This window comes from Rubellimicrobium sp. CFH 75288 (genome assembly GCF_009904055.1).
Lineage (GTDB): Bacteria > Pseudomonadota > Alphaproteobacteria > Rhodobacterales > Rhodobacteraceae > Rubellimicrobium.
Map to the genome: position 1 here is coordinate 54,880 of NZ_WYDP01000010.1, position 17,484 is coordinate 72,363.

25 protein-coding genes are annotated in these 17,484 nt (G+C 73.9%); 8 read left to right on the forward strand and 17 right to left on the reverse strand.

Going from position 1 to position 17,484, the window contains the following annotated elements:
- Nucleotides 1-13: 13 nt before the first annotated feature.
- The 3 genes from GT358_RS10670 to GT358_RS10680 are packed head-to-tail and all read left to right on the forward strand — an operon-like array spanning nt 14 to nt 2,252.
- Nucleotides 14-799, forward strand: a complete 786-nt coding sequence (locus tag GT358_RS10670; protein WP_166582601.1) for a flagellar biosynthetic protein FliR — start codon at nt 14-16, stop codon at nt 797-799.
- Nucleotides 796-1,881, forward strand: a complete 1,086-nt coding sequence (locus GT358_RS10675) for a flagellar biosynthesis protein FlhB (protein WP_166582602.1) — start codon at nt 796-798, stop codon at nt 1,879-1,881. Before GT358_RS10670 ends, GT358_RS10675 begins: the two co-directional genes overlap by 4 nt.
- Nucleotides 1,878-2,252: a hypothetical protein gene (locus tag GT358_RS10680; RefSeq protein WP_166582603.1), complete on the forward strand. Its 375-nt coding sequence runs from the start codon at nt 1,878-1,880 to the stop codon at nt 2,250-2,252. Before GT358_RS10675 ends, GT358_RS10680 begins: the two co-directional genes overlap by 4 nt.
- 16 nt (nt 2,253-2,268) lie before the next feature.
- Here the strand turns inward: GT358_RS10680 and GT358_RS10685 are convergent, their stop codons facing one another.
- From GT358_RS10685 to GT358_RS10725, 9 genes are read right to left on the reverse strand one after another with little or no spacing between them, the layout of a single operon-like run.
- Nucleotides 2,269-2,760: a flagellar basal body-associated protein FliL gene (locus GT358_RS10685; RefSeq protein ID WP_166582604.1), complete on the reverse strand. Its 492-nt coding sequence runs from the start codon at nt 2,758-2,760 to the stop codon at nt 2,269-2,271.
- Nucleotides 2,761-2,770: 10 nt separating this feature from the next.
- The gene (locus GT358_RS10690; RefSeq protein ID WP_166582605.1) at nt 2,771-3,481 is read right to left on the reverse strand and encodes a flagellar basal body L-ring protein FlgH; all 711 of its coding nucleotides are present in this window, start codon (nt 3,479-3,481) and stop codon (nt 2,771-2,773) included.
- Between the two features lie 19 nt (nt 3,482-3,500).
- Nucleotides 3,501-3,920: a flagellar basal body P-ring formation chaperone FlgA gene (flgA, locus tag GT358_RS10695; protein WP_166582606.1), complete on the reverse strand. Its 420-nt coding sequence runs from the start codon at nt 3,918-3,920 to the stop codon at nt 3,501-3,503.
- Nucleotides 3,917-4,702 carry a flagellar basal-body rod protein FlgG gene (gene flgG / locus GT358_RS10700; protein ID WP_166582607.1) on the reverse strand — a complete coding sequence of 262 codons (786 nt, stop codon included), beginning with the start codon at nt 4,700-4,702 and terminating at the stop codon, nt 3,917-3,919. Before flgG ends, flgA begins: the two co-directional genes overlap by 4 nt.
- Nucleotides 4,703-4,712: 10 nt before the next feature.
- Nucleotides 4,713-5,423: a flagellar hook-basal body complex protein gene (locus GT358_RS10705; RefSeq protein WP_166582608.1), complete on the reverse strand. Its 711-nt coding sequence runs from the start codon at nt 5,421-5,423 to the stop codon at nt 4,713-4,715.
- A 4-nt stretch (nt 5,424-5,427) separates the two neighbouring features.
- Nucleotides 5,428-5,706, reverse strand: coding sequence for a flagellar biosynthetic protein FliQ (locus tag GT358_RS10710; protein ID WP_166582609.1), 279 nt, complete (start codon nt 5,704-5,706; stop codon nt 5,428-5,430).
- 4 nt (nt 5,707-5,710) lie between these two features.
- Complete coding sequence (gene fliE / locus GT358_RS10715; RefSeq protein ID WP_166582610.1) at nt 5,711-6,004, reverse strand: flagellar hook-basal body complex protein FliE; 294 nt, start codon at nt 6,002-6,004, stop codon at nt 5,711-5,713.
- 17 nt (nt 6,005-6,021) lie between these two features.
- On the reverse strand, nt 6,022-6,399 hold the full coding sequence (flgC, locus tag GT358_RS10720; RefSeq protein WP_166582611.1) for a flagellar basal body rod protein FlgC: 378 nt from the start codon (nt 6,397-6,399) through the stop codon (nt 6,022-6,024).
- Nucleotides 6,400-6,402: 3 nt separating this feature from the next.
- A complete protein-coding gene (locus GT358_RS10725; protein WP_166582612.1) occupies nt 6,403-6,771 on the reverse strand; it encodes a FlgB family protein in 369 nt (122 codons plus the stop codon).
- A 106-nt stretch (nt 6,772-6,877) separates the two neighbouring features.
- Between GT358_RS10725 and GT358_RS10730 the strand changes: the two genes are divergently transcribed.
- Nucleotides 6,878-8,227, forward strand: coding sequence for a FliI/YscN family ATPase (locus GT358_RS10730; protein WP_166582613.1), 1,350 nt, complete (start codon nt 6,878-6,880; stop codon nt 8,225-8,227).
- A gap of 47 nt (nt 8,228-8,274) precedes the next feature.
- On the opposite strand, the gene GT358_RS10735 is transcribed toward GT358_RS10730, so the two are convergent.
- From GT358_RS10735 to GT358_RS10760, 6 genes are all read right to left on the reverse strand, one after another.
- Nucleotides 8,275-9,057 (reverse strand): DUF1217 domain-containing protein, encoded by a 783-nt coding sequence (locus GT358_RS10735; RefSeq protein WP_166582614.1) that lies wholly within the window; start codon nt 9,055-9,057, stop codon nt 8,275-8,277.
- Nucleotides 9,054-9,461: a flagellar biosynthesis repressor FlbT gene (flbT, locus tag GT358_RS10740; RefSeq protein WP_166582615.1), complete on the reverse strand. Its 408-nt coding sequence runs from the start codon at nt 9,459-9,461 to the stop codon at nt 9,054-9,056. The genes GT358_RS10735 and flbT overlap by 4 nt, the downstream gene beginning before the upstream one ends.
- Nucleotides 9,458-9,838: a flagellar biosynthesis regulator FlaF gene (gene flaF, locus GT358_RS10745; protein WP_371416272.1), complete on the reverse strand. Its 381-nt coding sequence runs from the start codon at nt 9,836-9,838 to the stop codon at nt 9,458-9,460. The genes flbT and flaF overlap by 4 nt, the downstream gene beginning before the upstream one ends.
- A 93-nt stretch (nt 9,839-9,931) precedes the next feature.
- A complete protein-coding gene (locus GT358_RS10750) occupies nt 9,932-11,224 on the reverse strand; it encodes a flagellin (RefSeq protein ID WP_166582617.1) in 1,293 nt (430 codons plus the stop codon).
- A 199-nt stretch (nt 11,225-11,423) separates the two neighbouring features.
- On the reverse strand, nt 11,424-11,747 hold the full coding sequence (locus GT358_RS10755) for a flagellar protein FlgN (RefSeq protein WP_166582618.1): 324 nt from the start codon (nt 11,745-11,747) through the stop codon (nt 11,424-11,426).
- Complete coding sequence (locus GT358_RS10760) at nt 11,737-12,015, reverse strand: rod-binding protein (RefSeq protein WP_166582619.1); 279 nt, start codon at nt 12,013-12,015, stop codon at nt 11,737-11,739. The genes GT358_RS10755 and GT358_RS10760 overlap by 11 nt, the downstream gene beginning before the upstream one ends.
- Nucleotides 12,016-12,818: 803 nt before the next feature.
- On the opposite strand from GT358_RS10760, the gene GT358_RS10765 reads away from it, so the two are divergent.
- Both GT358_RS10765 and GT358_RS10770 read left to right on the forward strand, forming a co-directional pair.
- Entirely contained in the window at nt 12,819-13,109 is a 291-nt protein-coding gene (locus tag GT358_RS10765) for a hypothetical protein (protein WP_166582620.1), read from the forward strand.
- 3 nt (nt 13,110-13,112) lie between these two features.
- The gene (locus tag GT358_RS10770; protein ID WP_166582621.1) at nt 13,113-13,754 is read left to right on the forward strand and encodes a flagellar hook capping FlgD N-terminal domain-containing protein; all 642 of its coding nucleotides are present in this window, start codon (nt 13,113-13,115) and stop codon (nt 13,752-13,754) included.
- Between the two features lie 6 nt (nt 13,755-13,760).
- On the opposite strand, the gene ubiB is transcribed toward GT358_RS10770, so the two are convergent.
- Nucleotides 13,761-15,293, reverse strand: coding sequence for a 2-polyprenylphenol 6-hydroxylase (ubiB, locus tag GT358_RS10775; protein WP_166582622.1), 1,533 nt, complete (start codon nt 15,291-15,293; stop codon nt 13,761-13,763).
- 1 nt (nt 15,294) lies between these two features.
- Nucleotides 15,295-16,077, reverse strand: a complete 783-nt coding sequence (locus tag GT358_RS10780; protein ID WP_166582623.1) for a class I SAM-dependent methyltransferase — start codon at nt 16,075-16,077, stop codon at nt 15,295-15,297.
- 117 nt (nt 16,078-16,194) lie between these two features.
- On the opposite strand from GT358_RS10780, the gene mutM reads away from it, so the two are divergent.
- Together mutM and rpsT are read left to right on the forward strand one after the other, a co-directional pair.
- The gene (mutM, locus tag GT358_RS10785) at nt 16,195-17,049 is read left to right on the forward strand and encodes a bifunctional DNA-formamidopyrimidine glycosylase/DNA-(apurinic or apyrimidinic site) lyase (RefSeq protein WP_166582624.1); all 855 of its coding nucleotides are present in this window, start codon (nt 16,195-16,197) and stop codon (nt 17,047-17,049) included.
- A gap of 83 nt (nt 17,050-17,132) precedes the next feature.
- The gene (gene rpsT / locus GT358_RS10790) at nt 17,133-17,414 is read left to right on the forward strand and encodes a 30S ribosomal protein S20 (protein ID WP_166582625.1); all 282 of its coding nucleotides are present in this window, start codon (nt 17,133-17,135) and stop codon (nt 17,412-17,414) included.
- Nucleotides 17,415-17,484: the final 70 nt, after the last annotated feature.

The window sequence follows — 17,484 nt, forward strand, 5'->3', positions numbered from 1 at the left end:
GGGAGCGGCCCTGATGCCGCCGGTCCTCGAGGCGCTCGGGGCGATCCTGCCGCAGGCCGGCGTTGCGGCCTGGACGGGCTTTCTGGTCTTTCTGCGCGTCGGCGCCACGGTCGCGCTGCTGCCGCTCTTCGGCGAGGCGGGGGTGTCGCCGCGCCTGAAGCTGGCCGCGGCCCTCGCCTTCAGCCTCCTGGTCGCCCCTGCCCTGGGGCCGCTGCCACACCCTCCCCAGGGTGCGAGGCTCCTCGTCCTCCTTCTGGGCGAGGCGGCCTGCGGCGTGGTCTTCGGGGCGCTCCTGCGCCTTGTCGTGCTCGCCCTCCAGACGGCCGGGACCATCATGGCCCAGGCCAGTTCGCTGTCGCAGATCCTCGGCTCCGCCCCGATGGGAGAGCCGTCCCCGGCGATGGGTCAGCTCCTGCTGCTGGGCGGGCTCGCTCTGGCGGGCGTCCTCGGGCTCCATGTGCACGCCTGCGCCTTCCTGATCTCGACCTATGCCCTTGTCCCGGCCGGTTCGATGCTCGATCCCGGCCTTCTGCTGGAAGTCGGCCTGCGTGAAGCCGGACGCACCTTCGCGCTGGCCGTGTCGCTGGCCGCGCCCTTTCTCGCCGCCGCGCTGCTCTACAACCTGGCGCTCGGCGCCATGCACCGTGCCATGCCGCAGCTCTCCGTCACCTTTGTCGGCGCGCCGGTGCTCACCTTCGGAGGCATCCTCCTTCTGCTCGCGACCGCACCGGCCCTGCTCGTGCTCTGGGCCGAGCTGCTCCGGGACGTCATGGCCAGACCCTTCGAGGCACTCCCTTGAGCGGCGGGAGGGAGGAGGACGGAGCCGAGCGCAGCTTCGAGCCGACACCGCGCCGGCTCGAGGAGGCCCGGCGTCGCGGCGAGGCGGCGCATTCCCAGGATCTCGTCACTGCCGCGGCCTTTGCCGGCTTTCTGGTCGCCGCGCTGGCCTTCGGACCCGGCGCGCTGGCACGCCTCGGCACCGCGCTGGCCGCCCATCTGGCCGCGATCGGCCCTGCCGGAGCCTGGGCTGCGGAACCGGCCCGCCTCCCCGCGGCGACGCTTCTGGTCCGGACCGTGGCGGCGCTCTGGCCGTTCCTGCTCCTGCCTGCAGGGGCGGCCCTTCTGGCGGCGGGGGCGCAAGGCGCCCTGCGGCCGGCGCCCGGCCGGCTGGCACCCAAGGCCTCGCGCCTGTCGCCGCTGGCCCAGTTGCGTCACCGGTTCGGCCCCGAGGGCCTGGGGGAATTCCTGCGGGGCCTGGTCAAGGTCGCGGCCTACGGAGCGATCCTCGGCGCGATGCTGGCTGCGACGGGGCCGGATCTCGCGGCGCTGGCAGGGCGCAGCCCCGGCGGGGCCTTCGGCGCGACGCTCCATCTCGCCGTGGATCTTGTCTGGCGGATCGCCCTGGTGGCGGCCCTGATCGGCGGCGCCGATCTGCTCTGGCAGAAGTATCGTTTCCGGCGCCGGCAGATGATGACCCGCCGGGAGATCGCGGAGGAGACGCGCGAGAACGAGGGCGACCCGCACATGCGCCAGCAGCGGCGCAGCCGCGGCCAGTCCATCGCCACCAACCGGATGCTGGCCGAGGTGCCGCGTGCCAGCGTGGTGATCGTGAACCCGACCCATTATGCCGTCGCACTGGCCTGGGACCCGGCGCGCGGCGGAGCACCCGTCTGCATCGCCAAGGGAGTGGACGAGATGGCCGCGCGCATCCGGGAGAGGGCCGCCGGGGCGGGCGTGCCGATCCGTCGCGATCCGCCCACCGCGCGAGCCATCCACGCCACCGTCGCCCTGGGCGAGGAGGTGCGCCGGACCGAATGGCAGGCCGTCGCCGCCGCTTTGCGCTTTGCCGAGCGCGTCCGGCAGGGAGTGCCCCGACGGTGAGGGATCTCGGCCGTCTGGCTGCGCTGCTCGAGGCGCGGGACCGCTCGCGTCTGGCGGCGCTGAAGGCCCGCGAGGACGAGCGACAGGCGCAGCTGCAGGCGCTCGAGGCGGCGCGAGCCGACCGCGCCCGCACGGCAACCGCGAAGGATGCGGCGCGGCGCGTGGGCGCCGACCTGCGCTGGGAACGCTGGCTGGCCGGCCGGACCGAGGCGCTGCGGCGCGAGATCCTCGCGCTGCGGATCGAGGCCGAGGCGGCGCGCGCCGCCCTGGCCCGGTCCTGGGGTCGTCGCGACGCCGCCGAGTTCCTCGCCCGGCAGGAGGCCCGTGCCCGGCAGGCCGCCCGCCTTCGACGGCTGGAGCGCGAGGGCTGAGCCGGGAGGCGGGCCGTCAGGCGTCCTGCCGCACCAGATCGGTCACGAGAACGTCGCTGACGAGGTCGCCGAGATCGGCCCGGGTCGCGGCCAGGAGGGCTCCGCGGAGCGAGCGCATGGCCGACGCGGCCGTGAACACCCCCTCGAACCCGCCCGCATTGGCGTGATCGAACAGGACCTGGAGGAAGAGGTCGCGCAGCTTGGGCTCGACGGCGAGCACCTCCTCCTGCCGGCCGTCGGCCGTCTCCACCGACAGCGACAGCAGCACCAGCGAGGCCACAAGGCCGTCACGCAGGACGGGGACGACGAACTGGTTGTTGAGGCGGACATAGTCGCGCGGGCTGCCGGGCGGACGGGCAGCGGGCGGGACACCGGACGAGGGCGGCTCGGAGGCGGGCGCGCAGGATGCAGCCTCCTCCGGCTCCGGGCGGGCCAGCAGGAGGCCGGCGCCGGCCCCGGCCCCGAGGCCGAGGACCAGCAGCACGGCCGGCACGAGAAGGCGCATCATGGTCGCTCCGTCAGAACGGCAGCGCCGCGTCGAGGATCTGCGCACCCCAGCGCGGCTGCTGCATGTCGGTGATCTGGCCGCGCCCGCCATAGGAGATGCGCGCCTGCGCGATGCGGTCGTAGCTTACCTCGTTGAGACGCGAGATGTCGGCGGGGCGGACATAGCCCGTCACCAGAAGCTCGCGCAGCTCGTTGTTGACGCGCACCTCCTGGCTGCCGGCGATGGCGAGCGTGCCGTTGGGCATCACCTCGGTCACGGTGGCGGCGACGCGCAGCAGCACGCGCTCGGACCGGCGCACGGAGCCGTCGCCCGAGAAGGTCGAGCCCGAGCCGATATCCACCCCCGGCGACAGCGCGGCCCCGCCCAGGCCGAACAGGGCCTCGGCTCCCGCCTGCTGGGCGCCCTGGCGCGAACGGGCCGTGCGGTTGCTGATCTGGGCCGAGTCGGCGATGTCGATGACCACCGTCAGGATGTCGCCGCGCGCGGAGGCGCGCCGCGCTCCCAGAAGGGGCGCCGGGGTTTCCGCCCAGAGCGAGCCGGAGGTGGACGCGCGCAGGACGCCCGACGGGGGGGGCGGAGGCGGCAGGTCGGGCGTCGCGATGGCACGGGCCTCCGGGTTGGCCGCCGGCGGCGAGAGGGGCGGAGGGCGGCCCACCGGCGTGCCGGAGCAGGCGGCCAACCCCAGCGCGAGGATCAGGGGCATGGTGCGATGCTGGGTCATGGAGAATTCCCCTCGGGGATCAGGGTTGGACATGGGCGGCACCGTCCGCACCCATCCGGGCCGTGACGGTCGTGCGCGACGCGAGGTTCATGACGCGAACCTCCTCTCCCGCGGCGGCACGCCCCAAGGCGCGCCCCTCGGCCGTGATGACGAGCGGGCCGCTGCGCCAGACGAGCGTGATCCGTGCGTTGCGCTCGACCAGGGCGGGGGGGGCGAGATCCTCCGGGCGGATGGGTCGTCCGGGATAAAGCGCCACCCGTGCTTCCAGGCCCACGGCCTCTGCCGGATCGCGCAGCGCGCCGGCATGGGCCGCCTCGGCCACCGCGAGATCGTCCGGGCCGAGCACCGCGCGGGCCGGGATCGGCCGCACGGGCACCACCGACTGCGCCACTGCCGGACCTGCGAGAAGGAGAGCAAGGGGAAGGACGAGCCGGCTCATCGCACCTGCACCGTCGCGGCCAGCATCCCGTCGGCAGCGGCGATGACCTTGGAGTTGAGCTCGTAGCCGCGCTGCGCCTCGATCAGGTCGGTGATCTCCTTGACGGGATCGACGGAGGATTCCTCCAGATAGCCCTGCCGCAGGGTGCCCAATCCGTCCTGGCCCGGCATGCCCAGCAGGGCCGGGCCCGAGGCCGCCGTCTCGAGGTGGAGGTTGGAGCCGATCGCCTCGAGGCCCTTGGGGTTGGTGAAGGCCGCGAGCGCGATCTGGCCCAGTTCCTCGGGTTCGGTCCGGTCGGAGAAGTGGGCCCAGACCTGCCCCTCGGCGTTGATGGTGACGGAGCGGGCATCGGCGGGCACCGTGATGCCCGGCGCCACCGCAAACCCGTCGGCGGTGACCAGAAGCCCGTCCCCCGTCAGCCTGAGCGCCCCGTCGCGCGTGAAGGCCGCCCGCCCGTCGGGCAGCGTCACCTCGATGAAGCCCGCCCCCTCGATGGCGATGTCGAGCTCGTTGCCGGTGGCCGCGAGCGCGCCCTGCGCCAGCATCACCGAGACCGAGGACGGCCTGACGCCTAGCCCGAGCTGGATGCCCGTGGGCAGGAGCGTGCCGTCGGAGGCCGCGATCGCGCCGGGGCGCGCCATCTGCTGGTAGTGGAGGTCGGCGAACTCGGCCCGGCGGGGCGAGTAGCCGGTCGTGCTCATGTTGGCGAGGTTGTTGGAGATGACCTCGACCCGCAGGGCCTGGGCCGACATGCCGCCGGCCGCGATCTCGAGCGCGCGCATGGATGTGTTCCTATCGTGTCTGGATGGCCTGGATGGTCTTGCGAATGCGCTCGTCCTCGCGGTCGAGGAGCGCCTGGCCCGCCTCGTAGGCGCGGCTCACCTCGATCATGCGGGCGATCTGGAGGACCGGGTCCACGTTGCTCTTTTCCAGAAAGCCCTGGAGGACTCGCGTCTCGGGGGCGGGCTCGGGCTCGGCGGCAAAGAGGACCCCCCCCTCGCGGCGCAGCGCGAGCGGGTCGGCGGGGCGCACGATCCCGATCTGGCCCAGGGGCAGGCCGCCGGCCGAGACCGTGCCGTCGGGCGCGACGGAGACGGCCCCCGATCCCGGGGGCACGAGGATCGGCGCGCCGCCCGCGTCGAGCAGGCGGAAGCCCTCGGGCGAGACGAGGATTCCCTCGGCGTCGGGGGCGAAGCGCCCCGCGCGCGTCAGGCGGAGGCCGCCGGGCGTGTCCACCTGGAAGAACCCCTCGCCCTCGAGGGCGAGGTCGAAGGGCCCGCCCGTCCGCTCGAGCGCGCCCTGGGCAAGCGAGGTCTCGCGGATGCGGGCGCCGGCGAGCGACAGCGACGGACCCGCGCCCGCGCGGCGGACCACCTCGGAGAAGCCGACGCCCTCGGCCTTGAAGCCGGTGGTGCCGGCATTGGCGATGTTGTGGGCGACCGCGCGCAGCTCGGCCCAGAGGCCGGTCTGGCGCGACAGCGTCACGTAGCCCGCGTTCTCCACCCCCTCAGCCCCCCGCGATCAGGGGCGCGAGCGTGTCGCGCAGGAGCGAGACCAGGGCACCGGTCATGAAGCTCATGCTGGCCCAGAACACCACGACGATGGCGGCAAGCTTGGGCACAAAGGTCAGCGTCGCCTCCTGCACGGAGGTCAGCGCCTGCATGAGCCCGATGGCGAGGCCTGCGCCGAGCGCGACGCCCAGGATCGGAAACGACATCGCCGTGGCCGTCCACAGCGCCTGGCGCATGGCGTCAAGGAAGATCGCTTCGGAAAGGGACCCGCTCATGGCGTCACACCGGCATCCGCAGGATTTCCTGGTACGCCTCGACCACCTTGTTGCGCACCGTCACGGCCGCCTCGACGGCCAGTTCGGCCTGGCTCAGGGCCTGGACGAGCGCGTGGGGATCGGCCCCGCCGTTCATGGCCGACAGCGCCGTGCGCTCCCCCTCGGCCAGGGTGCGCGAGAAGCTGTCCCAAGCGGCCGACAGCGCCCCCTCGGGGCGGGGGGCGGGTTCGGTGGCGGGGCGGGCGGCCCCGTAGCCCCCGGCGGCGAGCGCCTGGGCGATCGTGCGGCTGAGGTCCATTCTGGACTCCTTCTTGGCTAGCGGCGAAGCAGGTCGAGCAGGGCCGAGGACATGGCGCGTGTCTGCTCGAACATCTTGAGGTTGGCCTCGTAGGAGCGCCCCGCCTCGCGGGCGTCGGCGATCTCGAGGAGGAGGTTGACGTTGGACCCCTCGACATAGCCCTCGGCGTCGGCGAGCGGGTGCGAGGGGTCGTGGCGCCGCTCGGGCGGGGTGGGGTCGAGGCGGACGGGGCCGGTCCCCACGAGGCCGTCCGCCACCTCCCGAAAGGAGACGGTCTTGCGGTGAAAGCCGGGCGTGTCCGCATGGGCGGCATTCTCGGCCGACAGGCGCAGGCGCAGCGCCTGGGCGCGCATGCCGGACATCGCGGCCCCGAGCGCATCGGTCAGGTCGGCCATGGCCTATCGCCCCAGCGCCGCGCGCAGCACGCCCGTGGCGTGGCGCCAGACCGCGAGCGCCTGGTTGTGCTCGCGCGTGGCCTGGACGGAGGCGAACATCTCGGCCTCGAGCGAGACGGTGTTGCCGTTGGGGGCAGCCTCCCCCCCCGCGTCGCGCGGGCGGAGCGACGAGGCCGCGCCCCCGGCGAGATGGCCCGGCCGGGTGGCGCGCAGCGCCGTCGAACCCGGCATGTCGGAAAAGGCAGGCATCGACAGCGCCCGATAGCCGGGCGTGTCGGCATGGGCGATGTTGCGGGCCGCCGTGGCCTGACGGGCGGCGGCGTGGCGCATCAGCGCGGCGGAATGCTGGAAGATCTGGAGCGATTCGAACACGGGGCTTCTCCCTCGGGCAACGAAAGGAAGCCTTAAGGGAAATTTCCTAAGATTCGGTTCACGCGGGGACCGAATCGGCTCGGCCCGTCCCACGACCGGAGATGCGATGACAAAGGGCAGGACCGACCCGCTTCTGGAGCGGGCCACCGCCGCCGTGGCCCGCCTCTCGCCCTGTCGGGCGCTCGGCCGGGTGGCCGGGATCGGGGGCAGCACGATCGCCGTGACGGGCCTCTCGCGGGCGGTCGGGCTGGGCGATCGCGCCCGGCTGCACCGCCGGGACGGCCCGGCGCTGGCCGCCGAGGTCGTCCGCATCGAGGGCGAGAGGGTCCACCTTCTGCCCGAGGACCCTGGAGAGGGACTGGTTCTGGGCGATCCGGTGACGGCGGAACCGGCGCCCTGTCTTGCGCCCGATTGCTCGTGGGTCGGGCGCGTCATGGATCCCGACGGCCGGCCCCTCGACGGCCGGCCGCTCCTGCCGGGCCTGCGGCCGCGGCCGCTGCGGGCCGCTCCCCCCCCCGCCGGCTCGCGCCGCGGGATGGGACCGCGCCTCGCCACGGGTCTGAGCGTGTTCGACACGATCCTGCCGGTGGCGAGAGGGCAGCGGATCGGCCTCTTTGCCGGGTCGGGGGTGGGCAAGTCCACCCTTCTGGGCGACCTTGCCCGCGGGGTTGCGGCCGACCTGGTGGTGGTTGCCCTGGCGGGCGAACGCGGGCGGGAGCTCGGGGACTTTCTCCGCCACGTCCTGGGAGAGGCGGGCCTGGCGCGCGCGGTGGTGGTCGCTGCCACATCCGACCGGGCGCCGCAGGTACGGCGGCGCTGTGTCTGGGCCGCCACCGCCGTGGCCGAGCATTTCCGCGACGAGGGGGCGCAGGTCCTGCTGCTGGTCGATTCGGTGACCCGGTTCGCCGAGGCGCATCGGGAACTGGCCGTGGCGGCGGGCGAGCCTGCCGGCCTGCGCGGGTTTCCCGCCACGACCCCTGCCCTGATCGCCTCGCTGTGCGAGCGGGCGGGACCCGGCGGGCCGGGACAGGGGGACATCACCGCGATCTACTCCGTTCTCGTCCAGGGATCGGACATGGAGGAGCCCGTGGCGGACTGGCTGCGCGGGGTGCTCGACGGCCATGTGGTGCTCGACCGCGCCATCGCCGAGCGGGGGCGCTTCCCGGCGATCGATCCGTTGCGGTCGGTCTCGCGCGCGCTGCCGCAGGTCACGAGCACCGCAGAGCGGGAGACGATCGCGGAGGCACGGGCAGCCTGGGCCCTGCTCGAGGAGGCCGGGCCCATGCTGCGCGCCGGTCTCTATCAGCCGGGCAGCGATCCCGCGCTCGATGCCGCCCTGGCCGTCCGGGACCCGCTGGAGCGGTTTCTGGCGCTGCGGGACGTCGCCTCGCCGGAGATGGCGTTTCGCGCCTTGCGCGACGCTCTTGCCCGCCGCTCCGGACGGCCGGAGACGTGATCGGCCTGAGGGCTGGCCGGCGGCTGTCCCCGGCCGGTCCGTCCCGCTCAGCCGCCGCCCCGCAGCAGGGCGAGGATCGGCGCCGCCGCCGGGGCTGCAGCCCCGCTCTCGCGGCGCAGGAAGAAGAGCCGCATCAGGCGATCCTGGAGCGCGGGATCGCGAAAGTCCGCCGGCGCCTCCGCGCCGAGCGCGGCTGCGCTCCGGCGGAAGGCAGCCAGCTGGCGGTCCACGTCGAGCGCCCCGAAGGACGGGGGAAAACCGAAGGCCGTGACGAACACCTCCCGCAGGGGAGGCTCGCTCATCACGCCGTACCATTGCGCATTGGGGCTACCCGCCCGCGCCGCCAGATCCTCCAGCGCGGGGCCGAGATGGACGGCCAGCCGCAGCGCCGGATCGCGCGCGCCGGCCGCCTCGGCCAGGACCTGCCGTTCGAACCGCGCCAGGATGCGGTCGGCAAAACCGGGCAGGTCCGTCCGCGCTCCGAGATCGCCAAAGCCGAACTCGCGCGCGAGCGCCGCATAACGCTTGTCGGCGAGGCGGTTGGCCAGAGACCGCGGATCGAGCGTGCCGCCCTCGAGCACGCGGCGGACGAAGGCGCGCGCGCCCAGATCGCCGCCCAGTCCGAAAGCCCCGAGCGCCACCTCGAGAAGGCGGGGGTCGGCGACCAGCGCCTCGGCCGTGCGAACCCCGCCGATCCGGGCGCGGAAGTGGTCGGCCAGCCGGGACACGGAGGGCGAGGCGGCAACGACCGCCTCCTGCAGGCTGCGCGTGCGCTGCAGGTGGCGCCAGCCGGCATAGCCGCCTGTCGGCAGGGCAAGGGAGACCGTCACGGCGGCGCACGCCCCGCCAGAAGACGCGCCTCCAGAGGCAGGAGGGCGCGCAGCCGCTTGAGCGCGCGATAGGCGTCGTCCGAAGCGGCCGCTTCCGCCGCTTCGGCCAGAAGCTGCTGGCTCGCGGGATCGCGCAGCGCCTGCGAGAGTTGCGCGATGCCGCTCAGGAGCTGGCGGCGCCCCTCATCCGGTGCGGCGTCGCCGGACAGGCAGAGCTGCGCGACATAGCACACCCGCCGCACCGGCGTGTCGGCCTCCTCGGGGCGGATCGCGTCGCGCAGGCGCAGGATATGCGCGCCGGGGGTAAGGATGGCAAGCCGCGCCCGCCGCTCGCCGTTTTCGACCACGGCGCCGTTGACGAGCAGACGCTCGCGCGGGGCCAGCTTGAGGACGAGGCCGCTCACGCCGCCCTCCCCGCCGGCGGCGCGTCGTCGAGGCCGCGCATGATCGCCGTGTTGATGTCGATCAGCACCTGCACGTCGCCCTCGCCCCGCAGCACCTGCGCGCTGTGGCGGCCGGCAAACTCCGCCAGGGCAAAGAGCCTGGCGCGCAGGTCGGCGGGCAGGGCATTCGACCGGTCGGCCACGGCGGCGGCCAGGTGGGTCCACAACCGACGGTTGTCGTGCAGGGCCTGGGCCAGGGGGGGGAGGGAATCGGGCCGGGCCGCGGCGACGCGAAGGCGCGCCGTGACGGCGGCGATCGCCTGCCTCTCGATCTGCCGGGGGGTCCGAAGGGCAGCGTCCGGGGATTGATAGGCCGGCGGCGAGGGAAACGGTTTCACGCGGCATCCTTCTGGTGCGGAGGGAGGCGGCGACCGCGGCGGTCGCCGCATGGGGCCCGCCGCCGGAGCGGCGGACCGACGGGAATTCCGGCCCTAGCGGAAGAGCGACAGGATGGACTGGGGCGCCTGATTGGCGATGGACAACGCCTGGATGCCGAGCTGCTGCTGCACCTGGAGGGCCTGGAGCCGGGCCGAGGCCTCCTCCATGTCGGCATCGACCATGGAGCCGATCCCGGCCCGCAGCGAATCCGACAGCCCCGAGACGAACTTGGCCTGCGTCTCGATGCGGCTCTGGGCAGAGCCGAAGGAGGCCGCAGCGGCGACGGAGGTCTGGATGAGCCCCTCGATCTCGCGCAGGGCGGCCCGGGCCCCGTTGGTCGTGGAGACGTCGATGGACGCCGCCTGCGCGAGTCCGCCGCCCACCGTGTTGCCGGCGGCCGCATAGCCGTTCGCTGTCACGGAAAAATCGTCGCCGGTGGTGTTGGCGCCGGTGAAGGTGACGGTCGCACCCGTCACGCTGGCCCGGATGCTGCCGAGGCCCGTCGCCTGGGGATTGGCGTCGGCAAAGGCCTGGACATGCCGGTTGAACGCGGCCGCCAGTCCCTTGGCCACATCCTCGGCCGTGTCGCCGTCGCGGGCGACATAGCTGATCTGGTTGGCGCCGGTCGTGTTGAACCCGGTGGCCAGGCTGCCCGCCCCGGCCGTGATCGCGATGGAGAAGCCGAAACCCGCCGTGGCGCTGTCCACGGTCACGCTGGTGGTGGCCGGAACGGCGCCGCCCGCCAAGGCCGCCGCGGTGGCGTCGGCCGCCCCCGACAGCCGGTTGGTGGCCGACGCCTCTGCCGTGCCGGTGATGTTGGAGGCCGCAAGGCCCAGATCGCGCTTGGCGACGCCGATCGCGCTGGTGACGACACCAGTTGCGGTGCGGTCGAGCGACGAAAGCACGTTCACCGTGCCCGTTCCGGCCGTCTTGTCGGTGTTCGACAGCAGGTTGAGGCCGTTGAACTGGGCCGCGCCCACGACCGCGCCGATCTGACGCTTGAGCGCCTCGATGTCGGTCTGGATCTTGACCCGATCGACGTTCTGCTCCTGCGCGGCGACGATCTTGCCCTTCATCTGCGTGAGCAGGTCCGTCACCGTCTCCGCCGCCTGACGGGCCACGGCCACGGTGGACTGGCCGAGCGACAGGCTGTCGGAGATTGCCTTGAAGCCCTGGACGTCGGATTCCATGACCTTGGAGATGGCCCAGACAGCGGCGTTGTCCTTGGCCGTCGCCACGGACTTGCCGGTCGAGATCTGGTCCTGCGTCTTCGCCAGGCTCTGGTTGATGCCCTTGAGGGTCTGCAGCGCGACCATCGCGCTCGTGTTGGTCAGGATGCTGGACATGGGTCCGTCCTCTGTCGGCGGCACGTGCTGCGCCGCGGTTTCGGATCGCCGCGGCGGGAGGCCGCGGCAGGCAGGGCCGTCCTGACCTGCGCCCGGGGCGCCATCCGTTCGGGATGCGGAGGCAGACTGGATCACCAGATGTGAACAGAAGCCTAACGCGCCGGCGCGAAATGCGCGCAACTTGAACCGACGGTGCGGCTCAGGCGCGGCGGACGACCCGCGGACCGGCGGGTGCGGCCGCCAGGACGCCCCGGGCATCGTAGGTGGCCAGCGACGCACCGGTGCGCAGCGCCTCCTGCCGGCCGAGGGCGCTGCGGACGCCGCCGAGGGCCGCGGCGAGCAGCGCCGCATTGCGCGCCAGCATCGCCGCCAGCGACGGGTCCGGCGGAACCTGCCCGGCCTCCATCCGCCGGGCCAGATCCTCCTTGCGGCGCGCGAGGTCGGCCAGCCTGTCCCATTGCCCCTCGCGCAGCGCCCGACGCTCCTCCTCGAGCAGCGCGGACCATCCGGGCTCAGCCGCCATCGAGGGACAGGGCGCGGATGATCGATTCGGCCAGCCCGATCCCGCCGGCCCGCGCGAGCCGCTCGGCCTGCGCGTCGAGCAGCAGCGAGGCGAAGTGGTCCTCGCCTGCCCCGCCTCCGAAGCCGGCCGGCGGACGGCCCAGACCCGCCTCGGAAAGCAGGCCGCGCAGGACCGTGGCCTCGAGCCGGAGCGCCGCCTCGCGCAGGGCGGTCTCGCGTGGGGTGGTCTCCTGCGGAACGGGCAGGGAGGGAACAGAGCTGATCTGCATGCGGGCCTCTCCGGATCGACGGGCGCAAGGTCGCATCCGCGGGTAAACATTTCGTAAGCTTCCGATGGCATGGTGGACCCCGACGGAGCGAATCGGGGTGGCGGATGGATCGCAGCCGGCTTGGTGATGCCCTTCGGCCCGGACCGGCCTGCCCGCCTGCGGCACCCGGTCGGCGGCCCTCTCCCGCGGGGGAGACAGAGGACCCCGGGCAGACGCCCTTTGCCGCCCTGCTCGCGGCCGCGGGGGTCCCGTCCGCCGTCTCGACCGCTGACGGGGCCTCGGGCGGGGCAGGCGGGGATGGGACGGAGGAGCGCGTGCCTGCGGGGCGCAGGTCCGGCCCCCGGGCGGAGGCCCCCCCGCCGGCAGAGGCCGGCACCGGCCGCGCGCCGGTGCGCGGCGGGGCGGACGATCCTCGGGATGCTGCAGCGGACCGGGAGGACGGCTCCGGCGGGCCGCCTTGCAGACCCGGCGCGGCGATGCCCCCGCCACGCCCGCTGCAGGCCGACGCGTCTTCGGCGGCCCTCCCGGCCGTCGCCGGGCCCCGGGACCCGGCGGCTCCTGCCGCGCCGCCCCCGGACGATGCAGGGGCGGACCCGCCTGCCCCCCCGGAGAGCCTGGCCGCGCCGCCCTCCGCGGCCGAGGGCCCGACCTTCGGGGAGGCCGGCCCCACCATCCCGGCCGCAGCCGCCGACCGGGCGCCGGCGCGCGACACCGGTCCTGCGCCGTCCTCCCGACCCGCGCCGCCCGACATGCCGCCCGGAGATCGGCCGGCGCCGCCGGCTGACGCGGCCGATGCGGTCGGCGTGACGCTGGAAGCGGGCGTGCTGGTCATCGAGGCGCCGGGGGAGGACCTGGCCGTCCTGCTGCGCCGGCATCTCGACCTGCTGCGCGAGGATCTGCGCGCCCAAGGCTTCGGGGGGCTGGCCGTGTCGGTGGAAACAGGGGGCGGCGGACAGGGCCGCACCCGGCGCCCCGTTCCTGAACCCGGTCCGGGACGCTCCGGGCGGGCAGACCCGCTGGCCGGGACACCCTCCCATCCTGCGCACCCCGACCTTGTCGCGATGGCGCCCGGTCCGGTCGACCTGCGGGTCTGAGCCATGGAAATCGCCCGCACCACAGCCACGACCACCGCGCCGCCCCTCCCCGCCCGCACCGGACTGGGGGACTTCCAGTCCTTTCTGCGGCTCCTGACGACCCAGATGCGCAACCAGGACCCGCTCGATCCCATCGATTCGAGCGATTATGCCGTGCAGCTCGCCACCTTTGCCGGCGTCGAGCAGCAGGTCCGCACCAATGCCCTGCTCGAGACGCTGTCGTCCCGACTCGCCCTGGCCGGTCTGGCCGAGATCGCAGGCTGGGTCGGCCGGGAGGTGCGGGCCGCGGCGCCGGCCTTCTTCGACGGCAGCCCGGTCACGCTCGCGGCCCGTCCGCGCCCCGAGGCGGACGCGGCCGAGATCGTCGTGCGCGACGCCCAGGGGCGCGAGGTCACGCGCGCCCCGATCGGCCTGTCGGGCGAGCCGGTCGAATGGGCCGGCGTCGCGGCAGACGGCGCGCCCCTGCCGCGCGGCGCCTACCGGATCGAGGTGGCAAGCCTCGTCCGTGGAGAGGTCGTCGCCGTCGATCCGGCGGAGATCTACGCCCGCGTGACGGAGGTGCGCTGGGAGGGCGGAGAGGCCGCGGTCGTCCTGCGGGGGGGCGCAGTCGTGCCCGCCTCGGCCGTCACGGCGTTGCGCCCGTGACCGGATTCAGGGTCCCGTCAGCACCAGGGTGCCGAGGATGCCGACCGCCAGCCCCGCCGCCGCCCAAGCCGCCATGGCGGCCCGGGCCGCAGCCCTCGGCGGCGGGGGCAGCGCCTCGTCGGCCCGGGTCAGCCCCTCGCGCACCAGATCGGGAAGCCGCGGCGAGAAGGCCGCGAGCACCCGCGCCGTCCGCGCCATGTCGCGCGCCAGCGCCCGGGGGCCGAGGCTGTCGCGGATATAGGCCTCGACCACGGGGCGCGCGGCCTCCCAGATGTTCATGCGCGGATCGAGCGAGCGCGCCACCCCCTCCACCACGACCATGGTGCGCTGCAGAAGGATCAGCTCGGTGCGGGTGCGCATCCCGAACCGCTCGGTCACCTCGAAGAGATAGGCCAGGAGGCGGCTCATGGAGATGTGGGAGGCGTCCATGCCGAAGATGGGCTCTCCCACCGCGCGCAGGGCCTGGGCGAAGGCGTCCACCGAGCGGTCGGGGGGAACATAGCCCGCCTCGAAATGGACCTCGGCCACGCGGCGGTAGTCGCGGCGGATGAAGCCCCACAGGATCTCGGCATAGACGCGGCGGGTGTAGTCGTCGATCCGCCCCATGATCCCGAAGTCGAAGGCCACGAGGTCGCCGTCGGGTGCGACCTTGAGGTTGCCTTGGTGCATGTCGCCGTGAAAGTAGCCGTCGCGCAGCGCATGGCTGAGAAACAGCCGCAGCACCCGCTGCGCGAGTTCGGCCGTGTCGTGGCCTGCGGCGCGGATGGCGGTCGTGTCGGCCGCGCCGATCCCCTCGACCCAGTCCATGGTCAGCACGCGCCGCGCCGTCAGGCTCCAGCGGACGGCGGGCACGCGAAAGCCCGCGTCCCGCGCCGTGTTGGCCGCGAATTCGGAGGAGGCCGCCGCCTCGAGCCGCAGGTCGAGCTCGCCGCGCACGACGCCCTCGAAATGGGCAATCACGTCGAGCGGGCGCAGCCGCCGCGCCGAGGGGACCAGCGCATGGATCACCTGCGCGGTGAAGCGCAGCGCGTCGATGTCGCGGCGGAAGGCGCGTTCGATCCCGGGGCGCAGGACCTTGACGGCGACCGCCTCGCCCGTGGCGCGCAGCCGCGCGCGGTGCACCTGCGCCAGCGAGGCGGCGGCGACGGGGCCCGAGAACTCGGAGAACAGCGACTCCGCCGTCTGCCCCAGCTCGCGCGCGATCTCCACCCGGGCCTGCTCGGTCGGAAAGGGCGGCAGCCGGTCCTGGAGAAAGCGCAGTTGTTCGGCGACCGGCGCACCCACCACGTCGGGGCGGGTGGACAGGATCTGGCCGAACTTCACATAGGCCGGCCCCATCGCCACCAGCGCGCGCGGCACCGGCGGAAGGCCCGGATCGCCGGGCCGCCCCATCCAGCGGAAGGGCCAGGCGAGGGTGCGCGCCGCCGCCCGCAGCAGCGGAGGGGCGTTGAACGATTCGAGCAGGATCCCCATGGCGCCCGTCCGCTCGAAGGTCGCGCCCATGCGGACGAGCCGGACGATGTTCAGGGGGCCGCGCATGTCAGATCTTCCAGCCCGAATGGAGCGCGGCCACACCGAAGGTCAGGTTGCGCCAGCCGACCCGCTCGAATCCCGCCTGCCGGACAAGGTCCGCGAACGCCTCCTGGTCGGGGAACCGGCGGATCGACTCCACGAGATAGCGATACGAGTCGCGGTCTCCCGCCACCGCTCCGCCCAGCGCGGGGATGACGTTGAACGAGTAGAGATCGTAGGCCCGCTCGAGCAGCGGCGGGGCCACGTGCGAGAACTCGAGCACGAGAAGCCGGCCGCCCCGGCGCAGCACCCGGAAGGCCTCGGCCAGGGCCGCCTCGGGGCGGGTGACATTGCGGATGCCGAAGGCGATCGTCCAGGCGTCGAAGCTCGCATCCGCGAAGGGCAGCGCCATGGCATCGCCCACGACCCAGGAGAGCCCCGCGATCCCCCGCGCCTCCGCGCGCCGGCGCCCCTCGAGAAGCATGGGCTCCGTCAGGTCGAGCACGGTCACGGACGCGCCGGGCGCGCGCCGCTTGACCCGGAAGGCGATGTCTCCCGTCCCCCCCGCCACGTCGAGCAGGCGCATCCCGTCGCGCGGGGCCAGCCAGTCCACCATCGCATCCTTCCAGAGCCGGTGCAGCCCGCCCGACATGAGGTCGTTCATCAGGTCGTAGCGCGCCGCCACCCGCTCGAACACGCCGCGCACGCGGGACGCCTTGTCCCCCTCGGGGATCGTCTCGAACCCGAAATGGGTGACGCGGCCCTCGCCGGAAGGGGCAGGGCCGGAAGCGGGCGGGGGGGCATTGGTCACGGGCTCGTCCTCGGTCGGCTGTGGTGCGGACAGATGGGGCGCCGGCCGGGGTCGCCAAGCCTTGTCCGCCCGTCGCGCGGTCCATATAGGAGGGCGGCTGCCGCCGAAAGGACCGCCATGCCCGAACTGCCGGAGGTGGAGACGGTGCGCCGCGGACTGCTCCCCGCGCTGGAGGGGCGGCGGATCGAGCGGCTGGAGCTGCGCCGCGACGGCCTGCGCTGGCCCTTTCCGCCGGACCTGGCCGGACGGGTGGCGGGGGCCCGGATCGTCGGGATCGACCGGCGCGCCAAGGTCCTGCTGATCCATCTCGACACGGGCGAGACGCTTCTGGCGCATCTGGGCATGTCGGGCCGGATGCTGCTCGGCCGAGAGGTGCTCGGGACCTATGTGCACGGGTCCGGCGCGGGCGCCCCGGACTCGCCCCACGATCATGTCGTGCTGCATCTGGAGGGCGGCACGCGGGTGACCTTCAACGACGCGCGGCGGTTCGGGATGATCGACCTGTGGCCCACGGCCGCGCTGTCCGGGCACCGGCTGCTGGCCGGACTGGGGCCGGAGCCGCTGGAGGAGGGCTTCGGCGGCGCCAGCCTGCAGCGGGCGCTGGCCGGGCGGCGCACGAGCATCAAGGCGGCGCTGCTCGATGCCGCGACCGTGGCGGGGATCGGCAACATCTATGCCTGCGAGGCGCTGGCCCGCGCCGGCATCCACCCTGCCCGGCCGGCCGGGCGGATCGGACGGGCGCGGCTCGACCGGCTGGCGGAGGCCATCCGCGCCGTCCTGCACGAGGCGATCGCGGCGGGAGGCTCCAGCCTGCGCGACCATCGCGGGGCGGACGGGGAGATCGGGCGCTTCCAGCACGGCTTCGGCGTCTATGGGCGCGAGGGCCAGCCCTGCCGCACCTGCACCACACCGATCCGCCGCATCGTCCAGGCCGGCCGGTCCACCTTCTTTTGCCCGAAATGCCAGCGCTGAGGGTCGGTTGACACTGTGCGCCTTCCCGTCTAGTGACGCGGCTTCAGTTTGCAGCGCCCATCGAGCGGGACCCCAGCACAGCCATGGCCAACACGCCCCAATCCGCCAAGCGCGCCCGCCAGAGCGAGGCCCGCTACAAGATCAACAAGATGCGCCGCTCGCGCATCCGCACCTTCCTGCGCCGCGTCGAGGAGGCGATCGCCTCGGGCGATCATGCCGCCGCCCAGGAGGCCCTGCGCGCCGCCCAGCCCGAACTCATGCGCGGCGTCTCCAAGGGCGTGGTCAAGAAGAACACGGCCGCCCGCAAGATGTCGCGCCTGTCCGCGCGCGTGAAGGCCGTCGGGGCCACGGCGGCGCCGGTCTGACATCCATTCCCCGCACCGAATCGAGGCGCGCCCCGGCCGGCGCGCCTTTTGTCGTCCGAAGGGGACCGTT

What these genes read in the sequence shown, in the direction of transcription:
- GT358_RS10730 (WP_166582613.1), top strand. Translation starts at nt 6,878, where the DNA reads ATGACAAAGGGCAGGACCGACCCGCTTCTGGAGCGGGCCACCGCCGCC.
- GT358_RS10755 (WP_166582618.1), bottom strand. Translation starts at nt 11,747, where the DNA reads ATGGCGGCTGAGCCCGGATGGTCCGCGCTGCTCGAGGAGGAGCGTCGG.
- flgG (WP_166582607.1), bottom strand. Translation starts at nt 4,702, where the DNA reads ATGCGCGCGCTCGAGATCGCGGCCGGCGGCATGTCGGCCCAGGCCCTG.
- fliE (WP_166582610.1), bottom strand. Translation starts at nt 6,004, where the DNA reads ATGGACCTCAGCCGCACGATCGCCCAGGCGCTCGCCGCCGGGGGCTAC.
- flgC (WP_166582611.1), bottom strand. Translation starts at nt 6,399, where the DNA reads ATGGCCGACCTGACCGATGCGCTCGGGGCCGCGATGTCCGGCATGCGC.
- flgA (WP_166582606.1), bottom strand. Translation starts at nt 3,920, where the DNA reads ATGAGCCGGCTCGTCCTTCCCCTTGCTCTCCTTCTCGCAGGTCCGGCA.
- GT358_RS10750 (WP_166582617.1), bottom strand. Translation starts at nt 11,224, where the DNA reads ATGTCCAGCATCCTGACCAACACGAGCGCGATGGTCGCGCTGCAGACC.
- mutM (WP_166582624.1), top strand. Translation starts at nt 16,195, where the DNA reads ATGCCCGAACTGCCGGAGGTGGAGACGGTGCGCCGCGGACTGCTCCCC.
- GT358_RS10685 (WP_166582604.1), bottom strand. Translation starts at nt 2,760, where the DNA reads ATGATGCGCCTTCTCGTGCCGGCCGTGCTGCTGGTCCTCGGCCTCGGG.
- rpsT (WP_166582625.1), top strand. Translation starts at nt 17,133, where the DNA reads ATGGCCAACACGCCCCAATCCGCCAAGCGCGCCCGCCAGAGCGAGGCC.
- ubiB (WP_166582622.1), bottom strand. Translation starts at nt 15,293, where the DNA reads ATGCGCGGCCCCCTGAACATCGTCCGGCTCGTCCGCATGGGCGCGACC.
- GT358_RS10670 (WP_166582601.1), top strand. Translation starts at nt 14, where the DNA reads ATGCCGCCGGTCCTCGAGGCGCTCGGGGCGATCCTGCCGCAGGCCGGC.
- GT358_RS10760 (WP_166582619.1), bottom strand. Translation starts at nt 12,015, where the DNA reads ATGCAGATCAGCTCTGTTCCCTCCCTGCCCGTTCCGCAGGAGACCACC.
- GT358_RS10770 (WP_166582621.1), top strand. Translation starts at nt 13,113, where the DNA reads ATGGAAATCGCCCGCACCACAGCCACGACCACCGCGCCGCCCCTCCCC.
- GT358_RS10690 (WP_166582605.1), bottom strand. Translation starts at nt 3,481, where the DNA reads ATGACCCAGCATCGCACCATGCCCCTGATCCTCGCGCTGGGGTTGGCC.
- GT358_RS10710 (WP_166582609.1), bottom strand. Translation starts at nt 5,706, where the DNA reads ATGAGCGGGTCCCTTTCCGAAGCGATCTTCCTTGACGCCATGCGCCAG.